General features: G+C 64.2%; 22 protein-coding genes and 1 pseudogene. 15 read left to right on the forward strand and 8 right to left on the reverse strand.

The window, feature by feature from the left end; genetic code table 11:
* Positions 1 to 115: 115 nt before the first annotated feature.
* From F6S12_RS21390 to F6S12_RS21420, 7 genes are all read left to right on the forward strand, one after another.
* Entirely contained in the window at positions 116 to 898 is a 783-nt protein-coding gene (locus F6S12_RS21390; RefSeq protein WP_011059313.1) for a class II aldolase/adducin family protein, read from the forward strand.
* Positions 898 to 1,800: an alpha/beta fold hydrolase gene (locus tag F6S12_RS21395; RefSeq protein WP_015634188.1), complete on the forward strand. Its 903-nt coding sequence runs from the start codon at positions 898 to 900 to the stop codon at positions 1,798 to 1,800. Before F6S12_RS21390 ends, F6S12_RS21395 begins: the two co-directional genes overlap by 1 nt.
* A gap of 138 nt (positions 1,801 to 1,938) precedes the next feature.
* Positions 1,939 to 2,850, forward strand: a complete 912-nt coding sequence (locus F6S12_RS21400; protein ID WP_011059315.1) for an SDR family oxidoreductase — start codon at positions 1,939 to 1,941, stop codon at positions 2,848 to 2,850.
* Positions 2,851 to 3,033: 183 nt separating this feature from the next.
* Positions 3,034 to 3,393: a hypothetical protein gene (locus F6S12_RS21405; protein ID WP_019093356.1), complete on the forward strand. Its 360-nt coding sequence runs from the start codon at positions 3,034 to 3,036 to the stop codon at positions 3,391 to 3,393.
* A gap of 497 nt (positions 3,394 to 3,890) precedes the next feature.
* Entirely contained in the window at positions 3,891 to 5,681 is a 1,791-nt protein-coding gene (locus F6S12_RS21410) for a DUF1302 domain-containing protein (RefSeq protein WP_315869314.1), read from the forward strand.
* Between the two features lie 24 nt (positions 5,682 to 5,705).
* A complete protein-coding gene (locus F6S12_RS21415; RefSeq protein ID WP_015634191.1) occupies positions 5,706 to 7,073 on the forward strand; it encodes a DUF1329 domain-containing protein in 1,368 nt (455 codons plus the stop codon).
* A 261-nt stretch (positions 7,074 to 7,334) separates the two neighbouring features.
* Positions 7,335 to 9,890 (forward strand): LuxR C-terminal-related transcriptional regulator, encoded by a 2,556-nt coding sequence (locus tag F6S12_RS21420; protein ID WP_315869315.1) that lies wholly within the window; start codon positions 7,335 to 7,337, stop codon positions 9,888 to 9,890.
* A gap of 10 nt (positions 9,891 to 9,900) precedes the next feature.
* Here the strand turns inward: F6S12_RS21420 and F6S12_RS21425 are convergent, their stop codons facing one another.
* Positions 9,901 to 10,695, reverse strand: a complete 795-nt coding sequence (locus tag F6S12_RS21425; RefSeq protein WP_011059320.1) for an IclR family transcriptional regulator — start codon at positions 10,693 to 10,695, stop codon at positions 9,901 to 9,903.
* Between the two features lie 167 nt (positions 10,696 to 10,862).
* On the opposite strand from F6S12_RS21425, the gene hmgA reads away from it, so the two are divergent.
* The 4 genes from hmgA to F6S12_RS21445 all read left to right on the forward strand — a co-directional run bounded on the left by hmgA (position 10,863) and on the right by F6S12_RS21445 (position 15,632).
* Entirely contained in the window at positions 10,863 to 12,167 is a 1,305-nt protein-coding gene (gene hmgA / locus F6S12_RS21430) for a homogentisate 1,2-dioxygenase (RefSeq protein ID WP_011059321.1), read from the forward strand.
* A 3-nt stretch (positions 12,168 to 12,170) separates the two neighbouring features.
* Complete coding sequence (fahA, locus tag F6S12_RS21435; protein ID WP_161466200.1) at positions 12,171 to 13,475, forward strand: fumarylacetoacetase; 1,305 nt, start codon at positions 12,171 to 12,173, stop codon at positions 13,473 to 13,475.
* A 12-nt stretch (positions 13,476 to 13,487) separates the two neighbouring features.
* Positions 13,488 to 14,126, forward strand: a complete 639-nt coding sequence (maiA, locus tag F6S12_RS21440) for a maleylacetoacetate isomerase (RefSeq protein WP_019093360.1) — start codon at positions 13,488 to 13,490, stop codon at positions 14,124 to 14,126.
* A gap of 138 nt (positions 14,127 to 14,264) precedes the next feature.
* Entirely contained in the window at positions 14,265 to 15,632 is a 1,368-nt protein-coding gene (locus F6S12_RS21445; protein ID WP_315869316.1) for an aromatic acid/H+ symport family MFS transporter, read from the forward strand.
* A gap of 12 nt (positions 15,633 to 15,644) precedes the next feature.
* On the opposite strand, the gene F6S12_RS21450 is transcribed toward F6S12_RS21445, so the two are convergent.
* From F6S12_RS21450 to F6S12_RS21460, 3 genes are read right to left on the reverse strand one after another with little or no spacing between them, the layout of a single operon-like run.
* The gene (locus F6S12_RS21450) at positions 15,645 to 16,112 is read right to left on the reverse strand and encodes a GNAT family N-acetyltransferase (RefSeq protein ID WP_161466203.1); all 468 of its coding nucleotides are present in this window, start codon (positions 16,110 to 16,112) and stop codon (positions 15,645 to 15,647) included.
* A 56-nt stretch (positions 16,113 to 16,168) separates the two neighbouring features.
* On the reverse strand, positions 16,169 to 16,981 hold the full coding sequence (locus F6S12_RS21455) for a class I SAM-dependent methyltransferase (protein WP_169892786.1): 813 nt from the start codon (positions 16,979 to 16,981) through the stop codon (positions 16,169 to 16,171).
* A gap of 58 nt (positions 16,982 to 17,039) precedes the next feature.
* On the reverse strand, positions 17,040 to 17,843 hold the full coding sequence (locus F6S12_RS21460) for a SirB1 family protein (RefSeq protein ID WP_161466205.1): 804 nt from the start codon (positions 17,841 to 17,843) through the stop codon (positions 17,040 to 17,042).
* A gap of 182 nt (positions 17,844 to 18,025) precedes the next feature.
* Here F6S12_RS21460 and F6S12_RS21465 point away from each other — a divergent pair, with 182 nt between their 5' ends.
* The 3 genes from F6S12_RS21465 to F6S12_RS21475 all read left to right on the forward strand — a co-directional run bounded on the left by F6S12_RS21465 (position 18,026) and on the right by F6S12_RS21475 (position 19,843).
* Complete coding sequence (locus F6S12_RS21465) at positions 18,026 to 19,045, forward strand: Leu/Phe/Val dehydrogenase (RefSeq protein WP_011059327.1); 1,020 nt, start codon at positions 18,026 to 18,028, stop codon at positions 19,043 to 19,045.
* Positions 19,046 to 19,124: 79 nt separating this feature from the next.
* Positions 19,125 to 19,379 (forward strand): hypothetical protein, encoded by a 255-nt coding sequence (locus tag F6S12_RS21470; protein ID WP_041774068.1) that lies wholly within the window; start codon positions 19,125 to 19,127, stop codon positions 19,377 to 19,379.
* Positions 19,376 to 19,843, forward strand: coding sequence for a hypothetical protein (locus F6S12_RS21475; protein WP_244868166.1), 468 nt, complete (start codon positions 19,376 to 19,378; stop codon positions 19,841 to 19,843). Before F6S12_RS21470 ends, F6S12_RS21475 begins: the two co-directional genes overlap by 4 nt.
* 135 nt (positions 19,844 to 19,978) lie before the next feature.
* Here F6S12_RS21475 and F6S12_RS21480 read toward each other — a convergent pair.
* Positions 19,979 to 20,233, reverse strand: a pseudogene (locus F6S12_RS21480) (YebG family protein); the annotation flags it as partial.
* 266 nt (positions 20,234 to 20,499) lie between these two features.
* Between F6S12_RS21480 and F6S12_RS21485 the strand changes: the two are divergent.
* A complete protein-coding gene (locus F6S12_RS21485) occupies positions 20,500 to 21,000 on the forward strand; it encodes a phosphate-starvation-inducible protein PsiE (RefSeq protein ID WP_011059330.1) in 501 nt (166 codons plus the stop codon).
* Here F6S12_RS21485 and F6S12_RS21490 read toward each other — a convergent pair.
* The 3 genes from F6S12_RS21490 to F6S12_RS21500 all read right to left on the reverse strand — a co-directional run.
* On the reverse strand, positions 20,997 to 21,314 hold the full coding sequence (locus F6S12_RS21490) for a DUF3509 domain-containing protein (RefSeq protein WP_011059331.1): 318 nt from the start codon (positions 21,312 to 21,314) through the stop codon (positions 20,997 to 20,999). The two genes, F6S12_RS21485 and F6S12_RS21490, sit on opposite strands and share 4 nt — an antisense overlap.
* A 218-nt stretch (positions 21,315 to 21,532) precedes the next feature.
* On the reverse strand, positions 21,533 to 22,828 hold the full coding sequence (locus tag F6S12_RS21495; RefSeq protein ID WP_077933365.1) for a serine/threonine transporter: 1,296 nt from the start codon (positions 22,826 to 22,828) through the stop codon (positions 21,533 to 21,535).
* Between the two features lie 63 nt (positions 22,829 to 22,891).
* Positions 22,892 to 23,396: L-serine ammonia-lyase, iron-sulfur-dependent, subunit alpha (locus tag F6S12_RS21500; RefSeq protein WP_315869317.1), on the reverse strand; the 505-nt coding region annotated here is incomplete at its 5' end.

Here is a 23,396-nt window from a genome sequence, read left to right on the forward strand (position 1 = left end):
CCCGGCTGACCCGCACGGCCATCAAGCTGGCTGCCAATGCAACTCCGCCAGCGGCGTGAGCTGTCTAGACTCTGGAGGTCCTCTTCCTATAAGAACCATCACCGAGGTCCTTGCCGTGAGCCTAGCCCCCGTTCAATCGACACCGAGTGTAAAAAACCAGGTCAGCGCCATCGAGTGGCAAACCCGCGTGGACCTGGCCGCCTGCTATCGCCTGGTGGCAATGCATGGCTGGGACGACCTGATTTTCACCCACATATCCGCCAAGGTGCCGGGCACCGAAGATTTCCTGATCAACCCGTTTGGCCTGATGTTCCACGAGATCACCGCGTCGAGCCTGGTGAAGGTCGACCAGGCCGGCAACAAGCTGATGGACAGCCCCTACGAGATCAACCCGGCGGGCTACACCATTCACAGCGCGGTGCATGCGGTGCGTCACGATGTGGTTTGCGTGCTGCACACCCATACCGCGGCCGGGGTTGCGGTGTCGGCGCAGAAGCAGGGCGTGTTGCCCATCAGCCAGCAGTCGCTGTTCGTGTTGTCGAGCCTGGGTTACCACCCCTATGAAGGTGTGGCCCTGAACCCCGAGGAGAAGGTCCGGCTGCAGGCCGACCTGGGGGACAACAGTTTCCTGATGCTGCACAACCATGGCCTGCTCACCTGCGGCGCGACCATCGCCGACACCTTCCTGATGATGTTCACCTTCCAGCGCGCCTGCGAGATCCAGGTGCTGGCGCAGAACGGCGGCGCCGAGCTGATTGCCATCCCTGCGCCGATCCTGGCCGGGGCCAGGGCGATGATCGCTGGTGTCACCCGCAGCGCTCAGGGCATGGGCGGCGCTCTGGCCTGGCCGGCCCTGCTGCGCAAACTCGATCAACTCGACCCGGGTTACACACTCTGATGCCTATTGCCGAGATCCCGCTGTGCGTGTGGCGTACACGCGGACATGACCTGCTCTTTCGCGGCCAGCGCATCCGTTACTGGGTGGCCGGGCAGGGCGAGCCGCTGCTGCTGATCCATGGCTTTCCCACCGCCAGCTGGGACTGGCACTACCTGTGGCAGCCCCTGGCCCGGCATCATCAGGTGATCGCCTGCGACATGCTGGGCTTCGGCGATTCGGCCAAGCCCCTGGAGCATGACTACAGCCTGCTGGAGCAGGCTGACCTGCAGCAGGCGCTGCTGGCCCATCTGGGTATCGCCGAGCCGGTGCATCTGCTGGCCCACGACTACGGCGACAGCGTTGCCCAGGAGTTGCTGGCCCGGCACTACGAAGAGCGGATCGATATCGCCAGTTGCGTGTTTCTCAACGGCGGCCTGTTTCCGGAAACCCATCGCCCGGTGCTGACCCAGAAGCTGCTGCTCAGCCCGCTGGGCTGGATGCTCGGGCGCACGTTCAGCCGCCAGGGCCTGGCCAAGAGTTTCCGGCAGATATTCGGCCCCCAGAACCGCCCCAGCGAGTCGGTGCTGGATGATTTCTGGAGCCTGGTGCAGAGCAACGATGGCCCGCGAATCCTGCACAAGCTGATCGGCTATATCCCTGAACGCCGGGCCCGGCGTGAACGTTGGGTCAGTGCCATGCAGCGCGGCGAGGTGCCCCTGCGGGTGATCGATGGTGCCCTGGACCCGATTTCCGGGGCACACATGGTGGAGCGCTATCGGCAATTGATCCCACGGGCCGACACGGTGCTGCTGCCGAACATCGGGCATTACCCGCAGATCGAAGCGCCCCTGGCGGTGCTCAAGCATTATCTGGAGTTTCGCGACAATCTGCTGTCGCCATCATCACGGTTGGCGTGTTCCTGAACCCCGCGGCCTTGAGCGGGCAAGGCGATTATCCCGCTGCCTTATTGCGCACCATTCAGGTCAAAACGTTTTTATTGTGACCAAAGGCTGGCTGCCTGACACTCGAAGCATTGTCCATTGGCCCTGCTGGAGTTCGGTATGAGTGAGTCTGTGCGCTTGGAAGATAAAGTGGTGATTGTCACCGGAGCCGGCGGTGGCCTGGGCCGGGCCCATGCACTGCTGTTCGCCCGGCACGGCGCCAAGGTGCTGGTCAACGACCTCGGCGGCTCGGCCCAGGGCGAAGGCGCCAGCGCTTCGGCCGCCGACCGCGTGGTGGCGCAGATCCGCGAGGCCGGCGGTATCGCCGAAGCCAGCCATGACTCGGTCACCGACGGTGAAAAGATCGTGCAGAACGCCCTGGATGTGTTTGGCCGGGTCGATGTGGTGGTCAACAACGCGGGGATCCTGCGGGACAAGACCTTCCACAAGATGGAGGACGCCGATTGGGACCTGGTGTATCGGGTGCATGTCGAGGGGGCCTACAAGGTCACCCGCGCCGCCTGGCCACACCTGCGCGACCAGGGGTATGGGCGGGTGATCTTCACCGCTTCCACCTCGGGCATCTATGGCAACTTCGGCCAGTCCAACTACGGCATGGCCAAGCTCGGCCTGTACGGCCTGACCCGGACCCTGGCCATCGAAGGGCGCAAGAACAACATCCTGGTCAACGCCATCGCACCCACCGGCGGTACGCGGATGACCGAGGGGCTGATTCCGCCCCAGGTGTTCGAGCAGCTCAAGCCCGAACTGGTCAGCCCGCTGGTGGTGTACCTGGGCAGCGAGCAGTGCCAGGAAACCTCCGGCCTGTTCGAAGTGGGCGGCGGCTGGATCGGCAAGGTGCGCTGGGAGCGCAGCCTGGGCGCCGGCTTCGATCCTCGCCAGGGCTTTTCCCCGGAAGACGTGGCGGCCCACTGGCAGCAGATCTGCGACTTCGAGGGCGCGGCTCACCCCAAGGACAATATCGAGGCGTTGAAGGAGATGATGCAGAATCTGCAAAAGTACGCCCTCTGAAGCGCCCCTTTGTCCATCCCCTATCGCCTGTGCCTGGGTGATAGGGGCCGGCTTCTGGCGCTAAGTGCGCCGGGTTTTCAGCACTGGATGCATCACCCCGCCGGGCCCTGGCCCCGGCGGTTTTACTCCTGCAGCGTTCGTCACTATGCTCGACGGTCCGCGAACGAACAGGGAGTGCTGCATATGTATGAGTCAAAGGATCAGCCGGTATTGTCGCGGCTGCTGTTCATCCGCCGTTTATGCATGCATGGGCTGGTGGTGCTGGCGCTGATCATCTTCTCGGTGCTGCTGGGTATCAGCGGCCTGCTGTACTTCGAACAAGACATTTCCTTCCATGACGCCTTGTATGACGCGGCCATGATCCTCGGCGGCATCGGCCCCATCAACATGCCGCAAACCCCTGGTGGCAAACTGTTTTTTGCCAGCTACGGGCTTTATACCAACCTGGTCTTCGCTGCCACCCTGGGCTTGATCCTGTCCCCAGTGGCGCACCGTCTGCTGCACAAGTTTCATTACGACGAGAGCGAGGATGACGCGGCGTAGTTGCCACTTTCCTCTGGTGTTCCAGGCATAAAAAAGGCCGCTGCAAGAGCAGCGGCCGAAGCAAGACGTTAGATCAAGGAGCTACAAAATCAACGTCGGTGAACCAGGGGCAGCAGCTTGAATCACACGCCTTCAAGCGGCTGGAAATCATTCCCGGGAACAGTTCGTGCCCGGTACTTGCAAGGTCAGTGGCAAGCGGTTGTTTGCCGTGACTGCGAGTGAAGAATAAGCCCTGGCCGGGTACGGAAAAATAGCGATTCAGGACAAGGACTGTTACAGCCTGAGCAACAGTCTAAGCGTTTTTTCGCCCCGGTCATCCCCCTGCATCGACGCCCCTGATAAGCCTGCATCCAGCCGCTGGATAACCCCTTGAACGGCCCTGATGGCAAGGGCACTAATCCCTTCGAGTGACAGCGCGAATACCTCCTTGGTGCGCTTATCGACCGTGCTACCCCGGCAGTAGGGTGAGGCCTCCTGTCACTCACCGGGGAAGACGCATGACAAGAATAACAATGCGCGCCATCTTCAAACCGCAGGCGCTGGCCGTCGCGGTGGCGCTGGGCTGCTGCGCCCAGGCGCAGGCGGTGTCGTTCAACATCGGGGAAATCGAAGGGCAGTTCGACTCGTCGCTATCGGTTGGTGCCAGCTGGGGCATGCGCAATGCCGACCGCGCCTTCGTCGGAACGGTCAATGGCGGTACCGCCCAGTCGTCCACCGGCGACGATGGCCGCCTGAACTTCAAGAAGGGCGAAACCTTCTCGAAGATCTTCAAGGGCCTGCATGACCTGGAACTCAAGTACGGCGACACCGGGGTCTTCGTTCGCGGCAAGTACTGGTACGACTTCGAGCTCAAGGACGAAGACCGCGAGTTCAAGCCCATCAGCGACCACAACCGCAAGGAGGGCGCCAAGTCATCGGGGGCGCAGATCCTCGATGCCTTCGTCTACCACAACTATTCCATTGCCGACCTGCCGGGTACCGTGCGTGCCGGCAAGCAGGTGGTCAGCTGGGGCGAGAGCACCTTCATCGGCAACTCCATCAACAGCATCAACCCTGTGGATGTCTCGGCCTTTCGCCGCCCCGGCGCCGAAATCAAGGAAGGCCTGGTGCCGGTGAACATGCTGTTCGCCTCCCAGGGCCTGACCAACCAGCTGACCGTGGAAGGCTTCTATCAGCTGGAGTGGGACCAGACCGTGGTGGACAACTGCGGCACCTTCTTCGGCAACGACGTGGTGGCCGATGGCTGCACCACCGGCTACACCGTCGGCAGCCCGGCCATCGCGCCGTTGCAGCCGGTGGCGGCGGCCTTCGGCCAGGGCTTCCAGGTGACCCGCGAAGGGGTGATCCTGCCCCGCGGCGGTGATCGTGATGCCCGCGACTCCGGGCAGTGGGGCGCCGCCCTGCGCTGGCTCGGCGATGACACCGAGTACGGCCTGTACTTCATGAACTACCACTCCCGCAGCCCGGTGGTGAGTACCACCACGGCCAATGTCAGCGCGGCGACCCTGGGCGCCATTGCCGGCGTCGCCAACGGCATCGTTCCGGGTTCTGGCAGTGGCCTGGTGCAAAGCGTGATGCTTGGCCGTGGCCAGTACTACCTCGAATACCCGGAAGACATCCGCCTGTATGGCGCCAGTTTCTCCACCACCCTGCCTACCGGCACCGCCTGGACCGGCGAGATCAGCTATCGGCCCAACGCGCCGGTGCAGGTCAACACCAACGACCTGACCCTGGCCCTGCTCAACCCTATTTCCGGGGGCGCGGCGTCGCCGATCAAGAGCGCCATGGGGGCTGACAACACCGGCTACCGGCGCAAGGAAATCACTCAGATCCAGAGTTCCATGACCCAGTTCTTCGATCAGGTGCTGGGGGCCGACCGCCTGACCCTGGTGGGCGAGGCGGCAGTGGTCCACGTCGGAGGCCTGGAAGACAAGAGCAAGCTGCGCTACGGCCGGGACTCGGTGTACGGCCAATACGGCTACGGGGGCGACACCGACGGTTTCGTCACGGCCACCTCCTGGGGCTATCGCGCCCGGGCCATCCTCGACTACAGCAACGTGATCGCCGGCATCAACTTCAAGCCCAACCTTTCCTGGTCCCATGACGTCAACGGCTACGGGCCCAACGGCCTGTTCAACCAGGGCGCCAAGGCCCTGAGCGTTGGCGTGGATGCCGACTACCGCAACACCTACACCGCCAGCCTCAGCTACACCGACTTTTTTGGCGGGCGCTACAACACCCTGACCGACCGGGACTTCCTCGCGTTGAGCTTTGGCGTGAACTTCTGAACCGGCACAAGAAGGAGCATTTGAATGCGCAAGATGATTCTGCAATGCAGCGCCCTGGCACTGGGGTTGTGGGCGGCCAACCTGATGGCCGCCGTGAGCCCGGAAGAAGCCGCCAAGCTGGGAACCAGCCTGACCCCGGTGGGTGCGGAAAAAGCCGGTAATGCCGACGGCTCGATCCCGGCCTGGACCGGAGGCATTCCCAAGAATGCCGGGGCGGTGGACAGCAAGGGCTTTCTCGCCGACCCGTTCGCCAATGAAAAACCGCTGTTCATCATCACCGCGGCGACGGTGGACAAATACAAGGACAAGCTTTCGGACGGCCAGGTGGCGATGTTCAAGCGCTACCCGGACAGCTACCGGATCCCGGTCTACCCCACTCACCGCAGCGTCGGCCTGCCACCCGAGATCTACGAGTCGGCCAAGCGCAGCGCCTTGAGCGTGACCACTACCAACGACGGCAACGGCCTGGCCAACTTTACCGGCAACCGCTACTACGCCTTCCCGATTCCGAAGAACGGCATCGAGGTGCTGTGGAACCACCTGACCCGTTATCACGGCGGCAACCAGAAGCGCATCGTCACCCAGGTCACCCCGCAGACCAACGGCAGCTACACCTCGATCCGTTTCGAGGAAGAGGTGGCGGCGCCGCAACTGATCCCGGACCTGGACCCGGCCAAGGCGGCCAACGTGCAGAACTTCTTCAAGCAGTCGGTGACCGCCCCGGCGCGGCTGGCGGGCAACGTGCTGCTGGTCCACGAGACCCTGGACCAGGTCAAGGAACCGCGTTCGGCATGGATCTACAACGCGGGCCAGCGTCGCGTGCGCCGCGCCCCGCAAGTGGCCTACGACGGCCCGGGCACCGCCGCCGACGGCCTGCGCACCTCGGACAACTTCGACATGTTCTCCGGTGCTCCCGACCGTTACGACTGGAAGCTGGTGGGCAAGAAGGAGATGTACATCCCCTACAACAGCTACAAGCTGGACTCCCCGAGCCTCAAGTACGACGACATCGTCAAGGCCGGGCACATCAACCAGGACCTGACCCGCTATGAACTGCACCGGGTGTGGGAAGTGGTGGGCACGGTCAAGCCCAACCAGCGGCACATCTACGCCACTCGGCACATGTACATCGACGAGGACAGCTGGCAGGTGGCCCTGGTGGACCACTATGACGGACGCGGCCAACTGTGGCGGGTAGCCGAAGGTCATGCGCAGTACTACTACGACCACCAGGTACCGGCCTACACCCTGGAGGCCCTGTATGACCTGAACGCCGGCCGTTACCTGGCCCTGGGCATGAAGAACGAAGAGAAGCACAGCCTGGAGTTCGGCTTTGCCGCCAAGGCGGCCGACTACACCCCGGCGGCCCTGCGCGCCAGCGGAGTGCGCTAGGCGCCTCTTGGGTTGCAGTGGAGCAATGGTCGAGCCGCACGCTCTTGGGGCGTGCGGCTTTTTATGGCGGCCAGTCCTGGCAAGCGAGCTTGCTCGCCACAGTCGCGGCAATACTGCGTTCCTCTTGACTGGCAGTTATCCGACTGCCTGGTCGGTTTTTTTATGGGGGCTGATCAGCCTGCTGAATACTTCTTCAACTGGCCGGGAGGTCGGGGCTAGGGTGGGGCTACGCTGGCTAAAACTATAAAAAGGCACGCCGCAATGACCGCCATGACTCGTTGTCCAGAGCGTCCCGGGTTCATGCCCCGTTTGTCCTCCCATCATTTTTCCCGCAGCCGCCTGAGCGCGCCGTTGCTGGCCTCCGGTGCGCGGGTCAAGCTGCTTTGCGCGCCTGCCGGCAGCGGCAAGACGGCGCTGCTGGCTGAGTGCCTGCAACAGGCACCGGAGACCTGCCGAGTGAGCTGGTTGCCGTTGTCCGGCGGGCGGCATAGCCCGCAGGGGCTGTGCGCTGCCCTGGCCCAGGCCCTGGGGCTGGAGCGCGATGACGAAGCCACGGTGCTGCAGCACCTGGCGCACCTGCAGGCGCCGGCCTGGATCTTTATCGATGACTATTACCGGGTCGCGGCTGCGGACCTGGACCTGCTGCTCGATCGCCTGCTGAGCCTGGACAACCCGCAGTTGACCTGGTGGCTGGGTTGCCGTCGCCGGCCCCTGTGCAACTGGCCACGCCTGCTGCTGGACGATCAGTTGTTCGAGCTGGACGGCCCGGCACTGGCATTCAGCCAGATCGAGATCGAGCAACTGCTGCAACGGCTGCCGCAACCCCTGTGTGCGCAGACCGCCAGTCGCATTCTGCAACGCAGTGGCGGCTGGTGCGCCGGGGTGCGCATTGCCTTGCTGGAAGGCAGCGAGCTGACGATTCAGCCCTGCAAGCCGGGGCGCCCCAATACCTTGCTGGAGTACCTGGAGCACGAGCTGTTCAGCGTGCTGCCGGCGGAGCTGGCGCAAGTCTGGCAAGTACTGGCGCACCTGCCACGTTTCAACGCCGAGCTGTGCGAGCATCTGTTCGGCGTCGGGGAGGGTGCCCAGTACCTGCGGACCTTGCAGGACATGGCCTGCTTCATCGAACCCTGGGACGGTGGCGGCGACTGGCTCCAGGTGTTTCCGCCGCTGGCCCGGCTAATGCGCGACGAAGCCTGGCCGGGCGGGCGCTCCTGGCATCGCCGGGCCTGCCAGTGGTTCATTGCCCAGGAGGATTGGCAGTCGGCCTTTGAGCAGGCGCTGCGGGCCCAAGAGTATGAAGTCGCGGTCAGCCTGCTGGAGCATTTCAGTTTCGAGTTCCTGTTCCAGCAGGACAATGCGCTGCTGTTGCTGCAACTGCATGAGCGCCACGGTGGCGAACTCTTGCTGGTGTCGCCGCACCTGGTGGGGCTGCTGGTTGCGGCCATGCTGTTTGCCGGGCGCTTCGAGCAGGCCGGGCAGTGCATGGCGCAGATGGCCCGGTTCGCCCCCCAGCCCTCGGCAGCGCAGCAGCGTCAGTTGCTGGCCCGCTGGCAGGCACAGCAGGGCTGGCTGCTGCACCTGAGCGGGCGGATGGTGGTGGCGCGGCAGCATTTTATCGAGGCCCTGGATGAGCTGGCGGACAGCGCCTGGACCACCCGCCTGCTGTGCCTGTCGGGGCTGACCCAGCAGGCCCTGCTGGGTGCGGAGCTGGATGTGGCCCAGGCCCTCAATCGTGAAGCCCTGTGCCTGGCCCGGGCCCAGGATGCCCAGCTGTTCGAAGGCCTGCTGGAACTGGACCATGCCCAGTTGCTGGAGCAAAGGGGCGCGCCGCATCGGGCCCAGAGCCTGCTGGAGCAGGTCTGTGAGCGCTTGTCGATGCAGGCGCTGCGGGCGACCCCGCTGCTCGGTCGCATCGCCCTGCGTCTCGGGCGCCTGGCCTTGCGCCAGGGGCATGCAGAGCAGGCGGCCGGCTACTTTCGCAGCGGCCTCGAGGATTGCCTGCTGAGCCACGACAAGCGTGCCTTGTATGGTTTCCTCGGCCAGGCCCAACTGGCGGCCAACCAGGGTGATTATGCCCAGGCCTTCGTACGCCTGCGGGATGCGGAGCGGCTGATGCAGCAGCGGCAGATTCCCGACACGGTGTACCGGGGCGTGCTGTTGCAGGTCAGCAGCCAGCTCTGGCTGCAACAGGGGCGACCGGAGCTGGCTCAGGAGGCCTTGAGCCGCTTGCTCCGGCACTTTCGCGGCCCGCAGGCGCTACAGGCGCCACCGGCCACCCTGGAGTTGATTCCGGGGATCGAATACCTGCTGGTGCTGGCCGAGGTACACCTGGGGCGGGCCCAGGCGCCGATCGCTACCTTGCAGGGGCTGCTGGCCCGGGCCCAACGCCACGGCATGCAGGGGTTGGAGGCCGAGGTGCAACTGGCCCTGGCCGAGGTCGCCCACCTGCAAGGCAACCCGGCGCTGGCGCAGGAAGCATTGCAGGCCGGGCAGGCACTGGTGCAGCGATGCAACCTGCCGCAGGCACTGCACGAACTGCGCCTGCGGCAACCACTCTTGCTGGCTGCGGGGGAAACGCTGCAGACGCCGTCATCGGCAGGCCCCCTGGAAAACCGCGAAAGCCTGCTCAGCCTGCGGGAATTGCAAGTGCTGCAACTGATCGCCCAGGGCTGTTCAAACCAGCAGATCGCCGAGCAATTGTTCATTTCCCTGCATACCGTGAAGACCCACGGGCGCCGGATTCACAGCAAACTGGGGGTGGAGCGGCGTACCCAGGCGGTAGCCAAGGCCCAGGCCCTGGGGCTGATGAGTTGAGCGCTAGCGGTTATTGCGGCTGATAACCCATGCGCCAGCTCACTGCAGAGCTGGCCGCCAGCAGACGTTGGGCTGCGGGCCCATGTTCATCGGCGTGGAACAGCGACGTCGGCCCTACCACGGTCAGCACCGCGGCGATCTTGCCGGTGGCATCGAACACCGGCGCCGACAGGGCATCGACACCGGGCATCAGCAAACCGTGGACATGGTGCAGGCCGCGCTGGCGAATCTGCTCGGCCAGGGCATCGTGCACCTGCTTGTCGGCCAGGGCGTGGGGGCTGCCGGTTGCCAGTTCCTGCTGGCGCAGGTCGAGGGTTTCGCGCTGTGGCAGGTAGGCGTTGAACACCAGCCCGGTGGATGAACTGAGCAATGGCAGCACCGAGCCCAGTTGAGTGACCACGGTCACCGCCCGCACCGCCGGTTCGATATGCACCACCGTCGCGCCCTGGTTGCCCCACACCGCGAGGAAGCAGGTTTCGTTCAATTCGTCCCGCAGTTCCGCCAGGGGCAGGGTCGCGACTTTCAGTACGTCCATGCTGCCCAGGGCGGCCAGGCCTACCCGCAGGGCTTCGCGGCCCAGGCCGTAGTGATTGGTGGCGCTGTTCTGTTCGGCAAAGCCGCTGGCAATCAAGGCCTGCAGGTAGCGATGCACCTTGCTTGCCGGCATCTGAACATGTTCGGCCAGGCGCGAAAGGGAAGTGGCCGGCGACAGTTCGGCCAGGGCCTTGAGGATGTCGGTACCGACCTCGGCCGAGCGGACTTTCTGTTTACCGGTGCTGTCGCTGATGCTGCGCGGCTTTTCCATGGAGGCATTGGGGTCCCGTGACAAGTGGCGGTCTTTATAGCTTGACGCTCCTGGGCAATCAAATTACGTTATGCGTAATTGGATTACGATAAAAATAACCCAGGCGTGCCGATAGCTCTTGTGAGGGAGTGGTGGGCCCCTGCCTATTCCAACTTCCAGGAGGCTCCATGAACCTCGATTCTTCGGCGTCGGCCCTCAGCTACCAATCGGGCTTCGGCAACGAATTTGCCAGCGAGGCCCTGCCAGGGGCGCTGCCCGTCGGCCAGAACTCCCCGCAAAAAGCCCCTTATGGCCTGTACGCCGAACTGTTTTCCGGCACCGCCTTCACCATGACCCGCAGCGAAGCCCGGCGTACCTGGATGTACCGCATCCAGCCCTCGGCCAAGCACCCGGCTTTCGCCAAGCTTGCGCGCCAGCTGGCAGGCGGCCCCCTGGGTGAGGTCACCCCCAACCGCCTGCGCTGGAGCCCCCTGCAGATTCCAAGCGAGCCCACCGATTTCATCGACGGCCTGGTGGCGATGGTGGCCAACTCGGCGGCGCAGAAGCCGGCGGGTATCAGCGTCTATCACTACCGTGCCAACCGCTCGATGGAGCGGGTGTTCTTCAATGCCGATGGCGAGCTGCTGCTGGTGCCGGAGCTGGGTCGCCTGCGCATCGTCACCGAACTGGGCATGCTGGACCTGGAGCCATTGGAAATCGCCGTGCTGCCTCGCGGGCTGAAATTCCGCATCGAACTGCTGGACCCGCAAGCCCGTGGCTACGTCGCCGAGAACCACGGTGCGCCGCTGCGCCTGCCGGACCTTGGGCCGATTGGCAGCAACGGCCTGGCCAACCCCCGGGATTTCCTGGCCCCGGTGGCTCATTACGAAGACCTGCGCCAGCCCACCACGCTCGTCCAGAAGTACCTCGGCGAGCTCTGGGGCTGCGAGCTCGACCATTCGCCACTGAACGTGGTGGCCTGGCACGGCAACAACGTGCCGTACAAATACGACCTGCGTCGTTTCAACACCATTGGCACCGTCAGCTTCGACCACCCGGACCCGTCGATCTTCACCGTATTGACCTCGCCCACCAGCGTGCCGGGCCTGGCCAACCTGGACTTCGTGATCTTCCCGCCACGCTGGATGGTGGCCGAGAACACCTTCCGTCCACCGTGGTTCCACCGCAACCTGATGAACGAGTTCATGGGCCTGATCCAGGGTGCCTACGATGCGAAGGCCGAAGGCTTCCTGCCCGGCGGCGCGTCGCTGCACAGTTGCATGAGCGCCCACGGCCCGGACGGCGAGACCTGCACCAAGGCGATCAACGCCCAGTTGCAGCCGGCCAAGATCGACAACACCATGGCCTTCATGTTCGAGACCAGCCAGGTGCTGCGCCCGAGCCAGTTCGCCCTGGAGTGCCCAGAGCTGCAGAACGACTACGATGCTTGCTGGGCCTCGCTGCCCGTCACCTTCAACCCGAATCGGAGATAACCCATGACCTTGCCCACCATCACCCGTAGCTGGGTCGAGTCCGCCAACGGTCACCCCGACTTCCCGTTGCAGAACCTGCCCCTGGGCGTCTTCAGCACCCAGGGTTCGGCGCCCCGCAGCGGGGTCGCCATTGGCGAACAGATTTTCGACCTGGAAGCGGCGCTGGATGCCGGGCTGTTCGAAGGCCAGGCTCAGGCTGCGGTGCAGGCGGCCCGTGGCGGCCAGCTGAATGCGTTCTTCGAACTCGGCCGCCCGGCCCGGGTCGCCTTGCGCGAACGCCTGCTGGAACTGCTCGGCGAAGGCAGCAGCCTGCGCGGCAAGATCGAGGCCCAGGGGGCGAAACTGCTGCCCCTGGCCGCGGACTGCCAGATGCACCTGCCGGCCAAGATCAACGATTACACCGACTTCTATGTGGGCATCGAACACGCGCAGAACGTCGGCAAGCTGTTTCGCCCCGACAACCCGCTGCTGCCCAACTACAAGTACGTGCCGATCGGCTACCACGGTCGCGCATCCACTATCCGTACTTCCGGTGCCGACGTGCGCCGGCCCAAGGGCCAGACCCTGCCGGCCGGGCAGTCCGAACCGACCTTCGGCCCCTGCGCGCGCCTGGACTACGAACTGGAGCTGGGCATCTGGATCGGCCAGGGCAACGAGATGGGCGAGCCCATCGCCATTGGCGACGCCGCCGAACACATCGCCGGGTTCTGCCTGCTCAACGACTGGTCGGCGCGGGATATCCAGGCCTGGGAATACCAGCCGCTGGGCCCGTTCCTGTCGAAAAGCTTCATCACCAGTATTTCGCCCTGGGTGGTGACCGCCGAGGCCCTGGAGCCGTTCCGCCAGGCCCAGGCCCCGCGCCCTGAAGGCGACCCGCAACCGCTGCCGTACCTGCTGGACAAGCGCGACCAGGCCGCCGGTGGCTTCGACATCGAACTGGAAGTGCTGCTGACCACCCGCACCATGCGCGAGCAGGGCCTGCCGGCACACCGCCTGACCCTGAGCAACACCCGGTACATGTACTGGACCGTGGCGCAGATGGTTGCGCACCACAGCGTCAACGGCTGCCAGTTGCAGGCCGGCGACCTGTTCGGTTCGGGCACCTTGTCCGGCCCAGAGAGCGGCCAGTTCGGCAGCCTGCTGGAGATCACCGAAGGCGGCAAGAAACCCATCGAACTGGCGTCCGGCGAGGTGCGCAAGTTCCTCGAGGACGGCGATGAAATCATCCTGCGCGGGCGTTGCCGCCGTGAGGGTTTCGCCTCCATCGGCTTCGGCGAATGCCGCGGCACGGTCCAGCCGGCACGTTAAGGGAGAGCCCTCATGCAGCTCTATACCTACTACCGCTCTACTGCGTCCTACCGGGTGCGCATCGCTCTGGCCCTCAAGGGCCTGGAGTTCCAGGCCATACCGGTCAATCTGCTGGTGCCCAAGGGCGGTGCGAATCGCCAGCCGGAGTACCTGGAGATCAACCCGCAGGGCCGGGTGCCGGCCCTGCGGACCGATGACGGCGACCTGCTGATCCAGTCGCTGGCAATCATCGAGTACCTGGAGGAGCGTTATCCACAGGTGCCGCTGCTGTCCACGGACCTGGTCAGCCGCGCCCGGGAACGGGCGGTTGCCGCGATCATCGGCTGCGACATTCATCCGCTGCACAACTCCAGCACCCAGAACCTGCTACGGGAATGGGGTCATGAGGAAGCGCAACTGCTGGTGTGGATCGACCACTGGATCAGCCAGGGGCTGGCGGCCCTGGAGCAACTGATCGGCGACCAGGGCTTCTGTTTTGGCGATGAGCCGGGGCTGGCCGATGTGTTCCTGATTCCCCAACTGTATGCGGCCGAGCGTTTCAAGGTGTCCCTGGACGCTTATCCGCGGATCCTCCGGGTCGCGGCCCTGGCCGCCGAGCACCCGGCGTTCCAGGCCGCGCACCCGGCCAACCAGCCGGATACGCCAGCCTGAACCTGCACGCTGCCCGGTATCCGGGGCAGCGTGGCATCTGCATCACCCAGGCCCCGCAACGGGGCCTGAGCGGTCACCGCCTGTGACCTGCGCGACACTGCTGCCCATAACCATAAAAAACCGAACAGGTACCTTGCGATGCAAAATCAGATTGCCAGCTTTCGTGCTGCGCTCGACGCCCGCCCGGTGTCCCGCTACCAGTGGTTGCTCTTGTTGCTTCTCGCCTTGCTGCTGGTCACCGATGGCTACGACGCCCAGGTCCTGGGCTATGTGGTGCCGGCCCTGGCCCAGGACTGGGGGCTGGAGAAGGCCGCCTTCGGCCCGGTGTTCAGCGCCAACCTGCTGGGCCTGACCCTGGGGTCCCTGGCGGTGACGCCCCTGGCGGACCGTTTTGGCGTGCGCCGGATCCTGCTCGTTTGCGTGCTGATCTACGCCAGCCTGACGGTGCTGATGGTGTTCGCCAATTCCCTTGAAAGCCTGATGGCCGCCCGTTTTATCTGTGGCATCGGCATGGGCGGGGCGATGCCCAGCGCGATGGCGCTGATGTCCGAATATTCGCCGCCGCGCCTGCGCACCCTGATGGTGACCCTGGCCGCCTGCGGTTTCTCCTTTGGCGGCGCGGCGGGTGGTTTCGTTGCCGCCGGCTTCATCGATCGCTTTGGCTGGGAAGCGGTGTTCCTCGCCGGCGGCATCACGCCGCTGCTGCTGTTTCCTTTCCTGCTCTGGCGCTTGCCCGAATCGCTGCCGCGCCTGCTGCGGGACGCGCCGCCCTATGCGCGGCTGCGCAAGGTCACCGCACAGATGCTCCCGGACTGGCAACCGCCGGCCGCAGTGCTCAACAGCGGTGAGCAGGTGGACAGCAAGCTCACGGTGCTGGAGCTGTTCCGCCACGGCTATGCACGGCCGACCTTGCTGATCTGGGCGACCTTTTTCGTCAGCCTGATCCTGCTGTATTTCATGATCAGCTGGTTGCCGACGCTGCTGCTGGAGAGTGGCCTGGCCCTGAAGCAGGCCAACCTGGTGACTTCGATGTTCCTCTTCGCCGGCACCCTCGGCGCGATCTGCATGGCCTGGTTCGCCGACCGCCTGAAACGCAAGGTGCGCCTGCTGGCCGCGGTGCTCAGCGCCGCCGCACTGTGCACTGTGCTACTGGGGTTGAACCACGACAACCCGCGCTACCTGGTGGTGTTCGTGTTTGCCGCGGGCTTCTGCATCATCGGTGGCCAGTTGACCCTGAATGCCTTCGCCAGCAACTTCTACCCGGCCCAGGTGCGTGCCACCGGCACCGGCTGGGCGCTGGGAGTGGGGCGCTTCGGTTCGATTCTCGGGCCCCTGTTCGGCAGCATGCTGCTGGCGATGCATATCCCGGTGCAGCAGATTTTCTTCTTCTGCGCGATCCCGGCGGTGCTGGCAGCCTTGTTGATCATTCAGGTGCGCTCGCCGTCCGAGGCCGCTGCAGGTAGGGCGGGAGCGGCCCCGGAGTTGCAGGCGCCGCTCAAGTCCTGAAGTGCTGTCGGTTCAGCGTGCCAGGTGCTTGATCATCGGCACGCAGGCCAGGGTCAGGCCACGGGGCGACTGGTACTGGGCGATCCGCTCGCCGACGAAACCGCAATGACGGTAGAAGTCCGCGGCATTCAGGGTCGAATCCAGTATCAGGTGTGGCAGTTCGGCTTGCAGGGCCAGTGCTTCGAGATAGTCCATCATCTGCCGGCCGATGCCCTGGCCCATGTAGGCCGGGTCGACGAACACCGCGTCGACCTGGCCGGTCTCCAGGTCGAGCATGCCGCTGGCGGTGATCCGCTGGTCGATGACGGCTACGTGCCCGGTCTTCTCCAGGATCTCGACGAAGTAGTCCCCCAGGCTGCCTGCGGTCCAGACCTGCAGGTCGGCGGCGGGGTAATGGCCGCAGCACTGGTGGTTGATGGCTTGGTTACGAATGTCGAAGACCCGTTGCGCGTCGTCGCCATGAGCTTTTCTGATCAGCATGCTGTACCCGTTCCGTGGAGTGAGCCGAGCATCCTGCCAGAGCCCGGCACGGGCTGTCATGCGGCGTTGGCCTGGATCAGCAGCAGACCCCAGCCGGTCAGCAGCGTGCCGTCCGCCCGCAGCAGGGGTTGTATGGCCCTGTGCAGTTCGTCCTTCATCAATATGCAGGTGGCGGGCTTCAGGCGGTCCAGGTCGTAGGTTTCCCCCAGGGCGTCCCAGAACTCCTCGAAGCTGGGGCTCCATTCAAGGTCCAGTTCTTCGAACTGCACGTCACGGTAGTGACGCGCCAACAGCTGCCGCCAGCCATCCTGGGACTGGGCTCGTGGGTCCACCAGGGGCAGGGGTGCCAGGCGGTCGCGCTGGGCGGCGGCGCGAAACACCTGCAGGTAGCGCTGGCCCGGTTCGCCCAGGAGAAAGCTGCGGCCGACGATGGCCGAGAGCTGGCCGCTCCGGGCCAGGACCCGATGTACCTCGGCCAGCACCTGTTCGATATCGCTCATGAGCATCAATGCCAGGTGCGAGACCACGGCGTCGACGCTGCCACTGGCCAGGGACAGGGACTGGGCCCGCTCATTGAGCAACACGCAGCGATCGGTGAGGCGCAGGCGTGCCGCCTGCAATTCGGTGGTGCTCATGTCCACGCCGATCAATCGCGCCTCGGGGTACCGTCTGGCGAGCAGATCCAGCAGGAAACCGTCGCCGCAGCCCAGGTCCAGTAGCTGTGCGCCAGGCCGGGTGGCGGCGAGTGTGGCGGCCAGCATGTCGTAGGAAGAGCCGCGTCCGGGCAGGCTCAACCCGGAAAAGGCCGGCGGCGTGGTACCGGGGCGGCGCTGGTGAAAGTCCTGAAGAAAGCGTTCGGCGTGGTTCATGCTGTTCATCCGTGATGCAAGCGGGCGGCTAGTGTGCCACGCAGGCAGGGCCCGGTTCTCAATGGACGATGCTGTTGGGCGGCAGATGCCCCAGGCGCTCGGTCAGGCGCAGGCGCTGGATCGGATCGTCACTGAGCAGCAGCGCGTGCTCCAGGTCGAAACGCTCGGCATTCGGGCACTCCAGGCGCTGGTAGAGGCTGGCTCGGGCCAGGTAGTCGGCGGCGCTGCCATTGCCCAGTTCGAGCACGCGCTCGGCATTGATCAGGGCCCCCAGGTTGTCGTCGTAGGACAGGTGCAACTGGCGCAGGTTGCGTGACAGGCGCTGGAACATCTGCAGCGGTTCGGCACTGGCCAGGTGTTCGGCGCTGAGCTTGATATGGGCGCCGTATTGGCGTTGCAGCAGTTCTCGGCAGTCGGCGGGATATAGCCGGCGTCCGCCGCAGGGGTCCAGCAGATGGTCGGCGCCGGGCACCCGCAGCAGAAAGTGCCCGGGGAAGTTCACCCCCACCAGGGGAATTTGCAGCCGCTGCGCCAGCTCCAGGGCAATCAGCGCCAGGGCCAGGGGTTGCCCGCGGCGGGATTCCAGAACCTTGTCCATCAGCGCCGCCTGGGGCCGCAGGGGCAGGTGCTCGTCCTGCTGGAAGCCCAGGTCGTTCATGCGCCGCAACAGCGGCTGGCCCAGTTCGCTCGCCGGCAGCAGGGGCAGGCTGCTGCCGATCTGCGACTGGATCTCCTTGAAGGCTTCCAGCGGGCGCTCGGGCACCAGTTGCGGTGCATGCTCGGCAGCAATCCACAGGGCCGCTTCCAGCAGGGCTGGCGGCGAGCGATGCAGGCAGGCGAAAAAGGCTTGGCGCGGGTTCATCTCAATCTCCGACGGATGCCTCGTTTTAGCCTCGTGGCGCAGGTTCGTCCAGTGCTGACACAGGTGGTAGCAGGTTATTTCCCAAAGCCTGCAAATGCCTCCGGCTTATTCCTGCGCGGCGCAGCAAATTCCAGGCGCAAGCCTATACTGGCGTCTACAAGAAGTGATTCGGGAGCCCGTCGATGTTCGCTCTCATGCACAGTACCCGCCTTGAATCGCTGCACCTCAGCGTCGACCCCTGTACCGGGTTGAAGGCAGTGATCGCCATCCACGACAGCCGCCTGGGGCCCGCCCTGGGCGGCTGTCGTTACCTCGCCTACCCCGACGACAGCAGTGCCGTGACGGATGCTGCGCGCCTGGCCCAGGGCATGAGCTACAAGGCCGCCCTGGCCGGCCTCCCCCAGGGCGGCGGTACCGCCGTGATCATCCGCCCCGCCCATGTGGAAAGCCGCGCCGCCCTGTTCGAAGCCTTTGGCCGATGCGTCGAGCAACTGGACGGGCGCTACATCACCGCCATCGACAGCGGTACCTCGGTGGCCGACATGGACTGCATCGCCCAGCAGACCCGTTACGTCACCAGCACCAGTGCCGCGGGCGACCCTGCCCCCCATGCCGCCATGGGAGTGTTCGCCGGCATACGCAGCACCGCCATGGCGCGCCTGGGCAGCGACAACCTGGAAGGCCTGCGGGTGGCGATCCAGGGGCTGGGCAACGTCGGCTATGCCCTGGCCGAGCAGTTGCACGCTGCCGGGGCAGAGTTGCTGGTCAGTGATATCGATGCCGGCAAGGTGCAACTGGCCATGGAGCAACTGGGCGCCCATCCCATCGCCAACGATTCTCTGCTCAGCACCCCTTGCGACATCCTCGCACCCTGCGGCCTGGGGGCGGTGCTCAACAGCCTCAGCGTGGCGCAACTGCGCTGCTCGGCGGTGGCGGGTTCGGCCAACAATCAACTGACCAACCTGCAGGTGGCCGATCAACTGGAGCGCCGCGGGATTCTCTATGCGCCGGACTACGTGATCAATTCCGGGGGGCTGATCTATGTGTCCCTCAAGCACCGCAACACGGAACTGCCGGTCATCACTGCCCACCTGTCGAAGATCAGCCAGCGGCTGACGGAAATCTTCGCCCACGCCCAGGCCGAAAAGCGCTCCCCGGCGCGAGTGGCCGATGAACTGGCGGAACGGGTGCTGTACCGCTAGGCATTCTTGCCTTAACCCTTGGCCAGGCTCTGTGTACCATCCGGCTGCGAAGTGCCCACTGACAAGGAATGTATCGACGATGCGTGAAGCGCTGGAGACCGGGCTGGATGAGCAGTTGTCCTGCCTGTTGCGGGCGGGGGCGGACTTTCAGGCGGTTCGTGATGTTCTTGTGGCATACCGGGACAAGGGCTTTTGCGCAGAGGCCGTATACAAGCATCTGGCATCACTCCGCCCTGGCGCATCAGAAGAGCTGGAGGACCGAATTCTGGAAGCCATGGATATCGCATCAGGTTTTTGTTCCGCAGGCTCCAGGGTCTGGGACGTCGCGCAATGACAGCGCCAGATATGGCCCCACCATTGACTGGCTGCTCCATCAGGCAACTGCAGTTGTACGCAGCGGCATGCCTGGCGGTTTACTGCGAACGAAAAGGCATTGCTCACCCGTCCATCGATGAGTTGATAAAGCACCTTGAGGGCTACCCGCCAAAGGGCGATCTACTGGCGTGGGAGAGAGCCGGGGCGCTGCTGGCACTCAATGGTCGCGGAGATGATTGGCCCCAGGAGCTTGTCGCCTTGATAGCGCCTGAAGAGGTCGAGGCGTTCTCCTGCATCGTTGACAGCGCAGTTGAGGTGGGAATGGTTGACCTGTATGGCGACTCGACTGAGATGCCCCTGGCCTTCCTGGGCAAGATCACTTCCCTGCTGCATCGCAACGCTATCGAATTGCCTGATCCGCCAGGGGCGACAGCGCTTGAACCGGCCACCGCACAAGTGCCACTCTTGCCTTCGCAGGCATGAAAAAAGCCCTGTGCCAGGGGCACAGGGCTTATTCAATTCGCGTAAAGCCTATTTTGCGGCCTTGGCCGCTTTCGCCGGTTTGGCTGGCGCCTCGGCTTCAACAGGTTGCGGCTCTGCCACAGCCTCCACTACGGGAGCGGGGGCACTGAGCAACTCGGACAACGCGTCCGGCTGGCTCTTGAACGCCTTGGCGAACACATCGCGGTTCTTCGCCATGTAGATCCCGGCTTCTTCCACCTGCTGTTCGCTCAGCGACGGCACGGCTTTGTGCAACACTTCAGCGAGCAATTCAGCCAGTTCGAGCATTTTGTCATGACGGTCAGCTTCGGCTTTATCCATGAACAAGCGCTCCAGATCTCGGCTGCTGCGGTATACCACTTCGACGGCCATTCACCACCTCACATGCCTTCACGATAATGGGTCTGTATAAACACTGTATCTATATACAGGTCGAGAGAATAGGCGAAACCTTTTCCCTTGGATAGTGGCTTTTTAATGTAGACGCAATTTTTTTCCCGGGCCGATTGTTACCAGGCCGTGCCTCGTTGCCGGCGGCCACCATCTCATTGAAGGCTCCTGGCCTTTTTTCTGCATGCAGAACAACCGTCACGTCCAATCCGCATCATCCGGTCGAAACGACCTAAGGAAAAACCATCGTGAAAATCAATTGGGCCGAGAACCTGCGACAGAACGTCCACCAACTGGCCGAATCCCTGGGCAACTTGTTCGTCGAGTCGTTCCACTACCTGGCGCTGTTCGCCATCGGTGCGGTGACCGCCTGGGCGGCGGTGATGGAATTTTTGCAGATGATCGAGGTGGGCCACATCAAGATCGATGACATCCTGCTGCTGTTCATCTACCTGGAATTGGGGGCGATGGTCGGCATCTACTTCAAGACCAACCACATGCCGGTGCGTTTCCTGATCTACGTGGCGATCACCGCGCTGACCCGGTTGCTGATTTCCAACGTCTCGCACCACAACCCGCCGGACCTGGGCATCATCTACCTGTGCGGCGGCATCCTGTTGCTGGCCTTCGCCATCCTGGTGGTGCGCTACGCCTCATCGCAGTTCCCTTCGGTGAAGATCGAGCATCCACAGCGCAAGATCGGCGCGGGCTCCGGCGAACACCCGGAAGTGGAGAAGGGCGAGCTCTAGAACCTCAGGGCCGGCGGCGCGAGCTTCTGGCCGGTGGGCGGCGGCAGGCCCAGGCTGTCGCCGTTGGTCATGGCTTCGAGAATGGCTACGGCACTGTGGCCCTGCTCGATCGCGATACCAAACTGAATGCTTTGCACCAGGCGCTTGATGCGCTGCGGGTCATTGCGCTGGGCCGCGCTGATCATGCGCTTGGCCACCACCCGGCCACCTTCGGACAAGGTCAGCATGATGCTGCCGTCCAGGCCCTGGATGCTCAGGTTGACCTGGTATTGCGGGGTGAAGGTGTCGGTAATCAGTTGAAAAGGGTTGTCCATGATGCGTCACCGCCTGATTGGATCGTGCAGTCATTGACCGGCAGGGCGCGGAATTAGTTCGCGATTCCGGACCACTGGCCAGTCGTTCGCCGAGGGTGGCCAACGTCCGTATTCCTCCCCCGGGACAAAGCAAGGGACATGCCGGGAAACGCGCCGGGCAATGAATACGGGGACAAAAAAGCGGACCACGAGGTCCGCTTTTTTTATCCCGGCCCGATTCAGGGCACGACTGAATAAATGATCGCAGACAGTGCGACCAGCCCGATCAGCACCACGAACAGGTTCGACAACTGGCCCGAATACTGGCGCAGTGAAGGCACCCGCCGGATCGCATACATCGGCATCAGGAACAGCAGGCAGGCGATTACCGGTCCGCCCATGGTCTCGATGATGTGCAGGATGCTCGGGTTGAAGGTGGCCACGGCCCAGCACGTGAGGATCATGAACAGTGCGGTGATCTTTTCCAGGCTGCTGGAGGACAGCGAGCGCCCCCGCAGGTTTTTCACGATCAGGCCCTGGAAGCCTTCGCTGGCGCCGATGTAGTGGCCCAGGAACGACTTGGTAATGGCCACCAGGGCGATCAGCGGGGCGGCATAGGCAATCACCGGGGTCTGAAAGTGGTTGGCCAGGTAGGACAGGATCGAGATGTTCTGCTCCTTGGCCGCTACCAGGTCCGCCGGCGACAGGGCCAGCACGCAACTGAAGCAGAAGAACATCACTGTCAGCACCATCATGCCGTGGGCCGTGGCCAGGATACCGCTGCTCTTGGCTTCGGCCTGCGGGCCGTAATGGCGCTTCTGATCCAGGGCGAAGGCCGAGATGATCGGCGAATGGTTGAAGGAAAACACCATCACTGGGATCGCCAGCCACAGGGTCTTGAAGAACAGCGGCAGGGGCATGCCTTCGCCGGCCGAGGCGAAGAACGCGCCGTTCCAGTTGGGGATCAGGCTCAGGGCCAGTAGCAGCAACGCGGCGACGAACGGGTAGACCAGCAGGCTCATGGCCCGCACGATCACGCCCTGGCCGCAGCGCACGATGGCCATCAGGCCGAGGATCAGCAGCAGCGACAGCAGCGCCCGCGGCGGTGGAGTCATGTGCAGCTGGTGTTCCATGAAATTGCTCAGGGTGTTGGTCAGCGCCACGCTGTACACCAGCAGGATCGGGAAGATGGCAAAGAAGTAGAGCAGGGTGATCAGCTTGCCGGCGCCGACCCCGAAATGCTCCTCGACCACTTCGGTGATGTCTCCGGAGCGCCCGGAAAGAACGAAGCGGGTCAGGCCGCGGTGGGCGAAGAAGGTCATGGGGAAGGCCAGCAGCGCCAGCACGATCAGCGGCCAGAAGCCGCCAACCCCGGCGTTGATCGGCAGAAACAGGGTGCCGGCGCCGATGGCGGTGCCATACAGGCCGAGCATCCAGGTGGTGTCGTGCTTGCTCCAGCCCTGGCGGGCGCTGGTGGTGTCGCGGGGTGTGGCTACAGCAGGGGTTTGGGCAGCAGGTGTCGGTACATCGGTCATCGTTATCGCCTCGTTATTATTTTTGCTCGGGCTCACGTAGTGCGGACGGTCAGGGAAGGCTCCTCAGCATTCCACCCAGCTCACCGCCAGGCCGCCCCGTGAAGTCTCTTTGTATTTGTCATGCATGTCGGCGCCGGTATCGCGCATGGTGCGGATCACCCGGTCCAGGGAGATGAAGTGCTTGCCGTCGCCGCGCAGGGCCATCTGGGTGGCGTTGATCGCCTTCACCGCGGCAATCGCGTTGCGTTCGATGCAGGGAACCTGCACCAGCCCGCCTACGGGGTCGCAGGTCAGGCCGAGGTTGTGCTCCAGGCCGATTTCCGCGGCATTGCACAGTTGCTCCGGGGTCGCCCCGAGGATCTCCGCCAGCCCGGCGGCAGCCATGGCGCAGGCCGAGCCCACTTCGCCCTGGCAGCCGACTTCGGCGCCGGAGATGGAGGCGTTCTTCTTGCACAGGATGCCCACGGCGGCGGCACCGAGGAAAAAGTTGAGGATGTCGTCGTCACAGGCCTGCGGGTTGAACTTCATGTAGTAGTGCAGCACCGCCGGGATGATCCCCGCCGCGCCG

This window comes from Pseudomonas sp. JV245A, from assembly GCF_032424515.1.
Taxonomy (GTDB): domain Bacteria; phylum Pseudomonadota; class Gammaproteobacteria; order Pseudomonadales; family Pseudomonadaceae; genus Aquipseudomonas; species Aquipseudomonas protegens.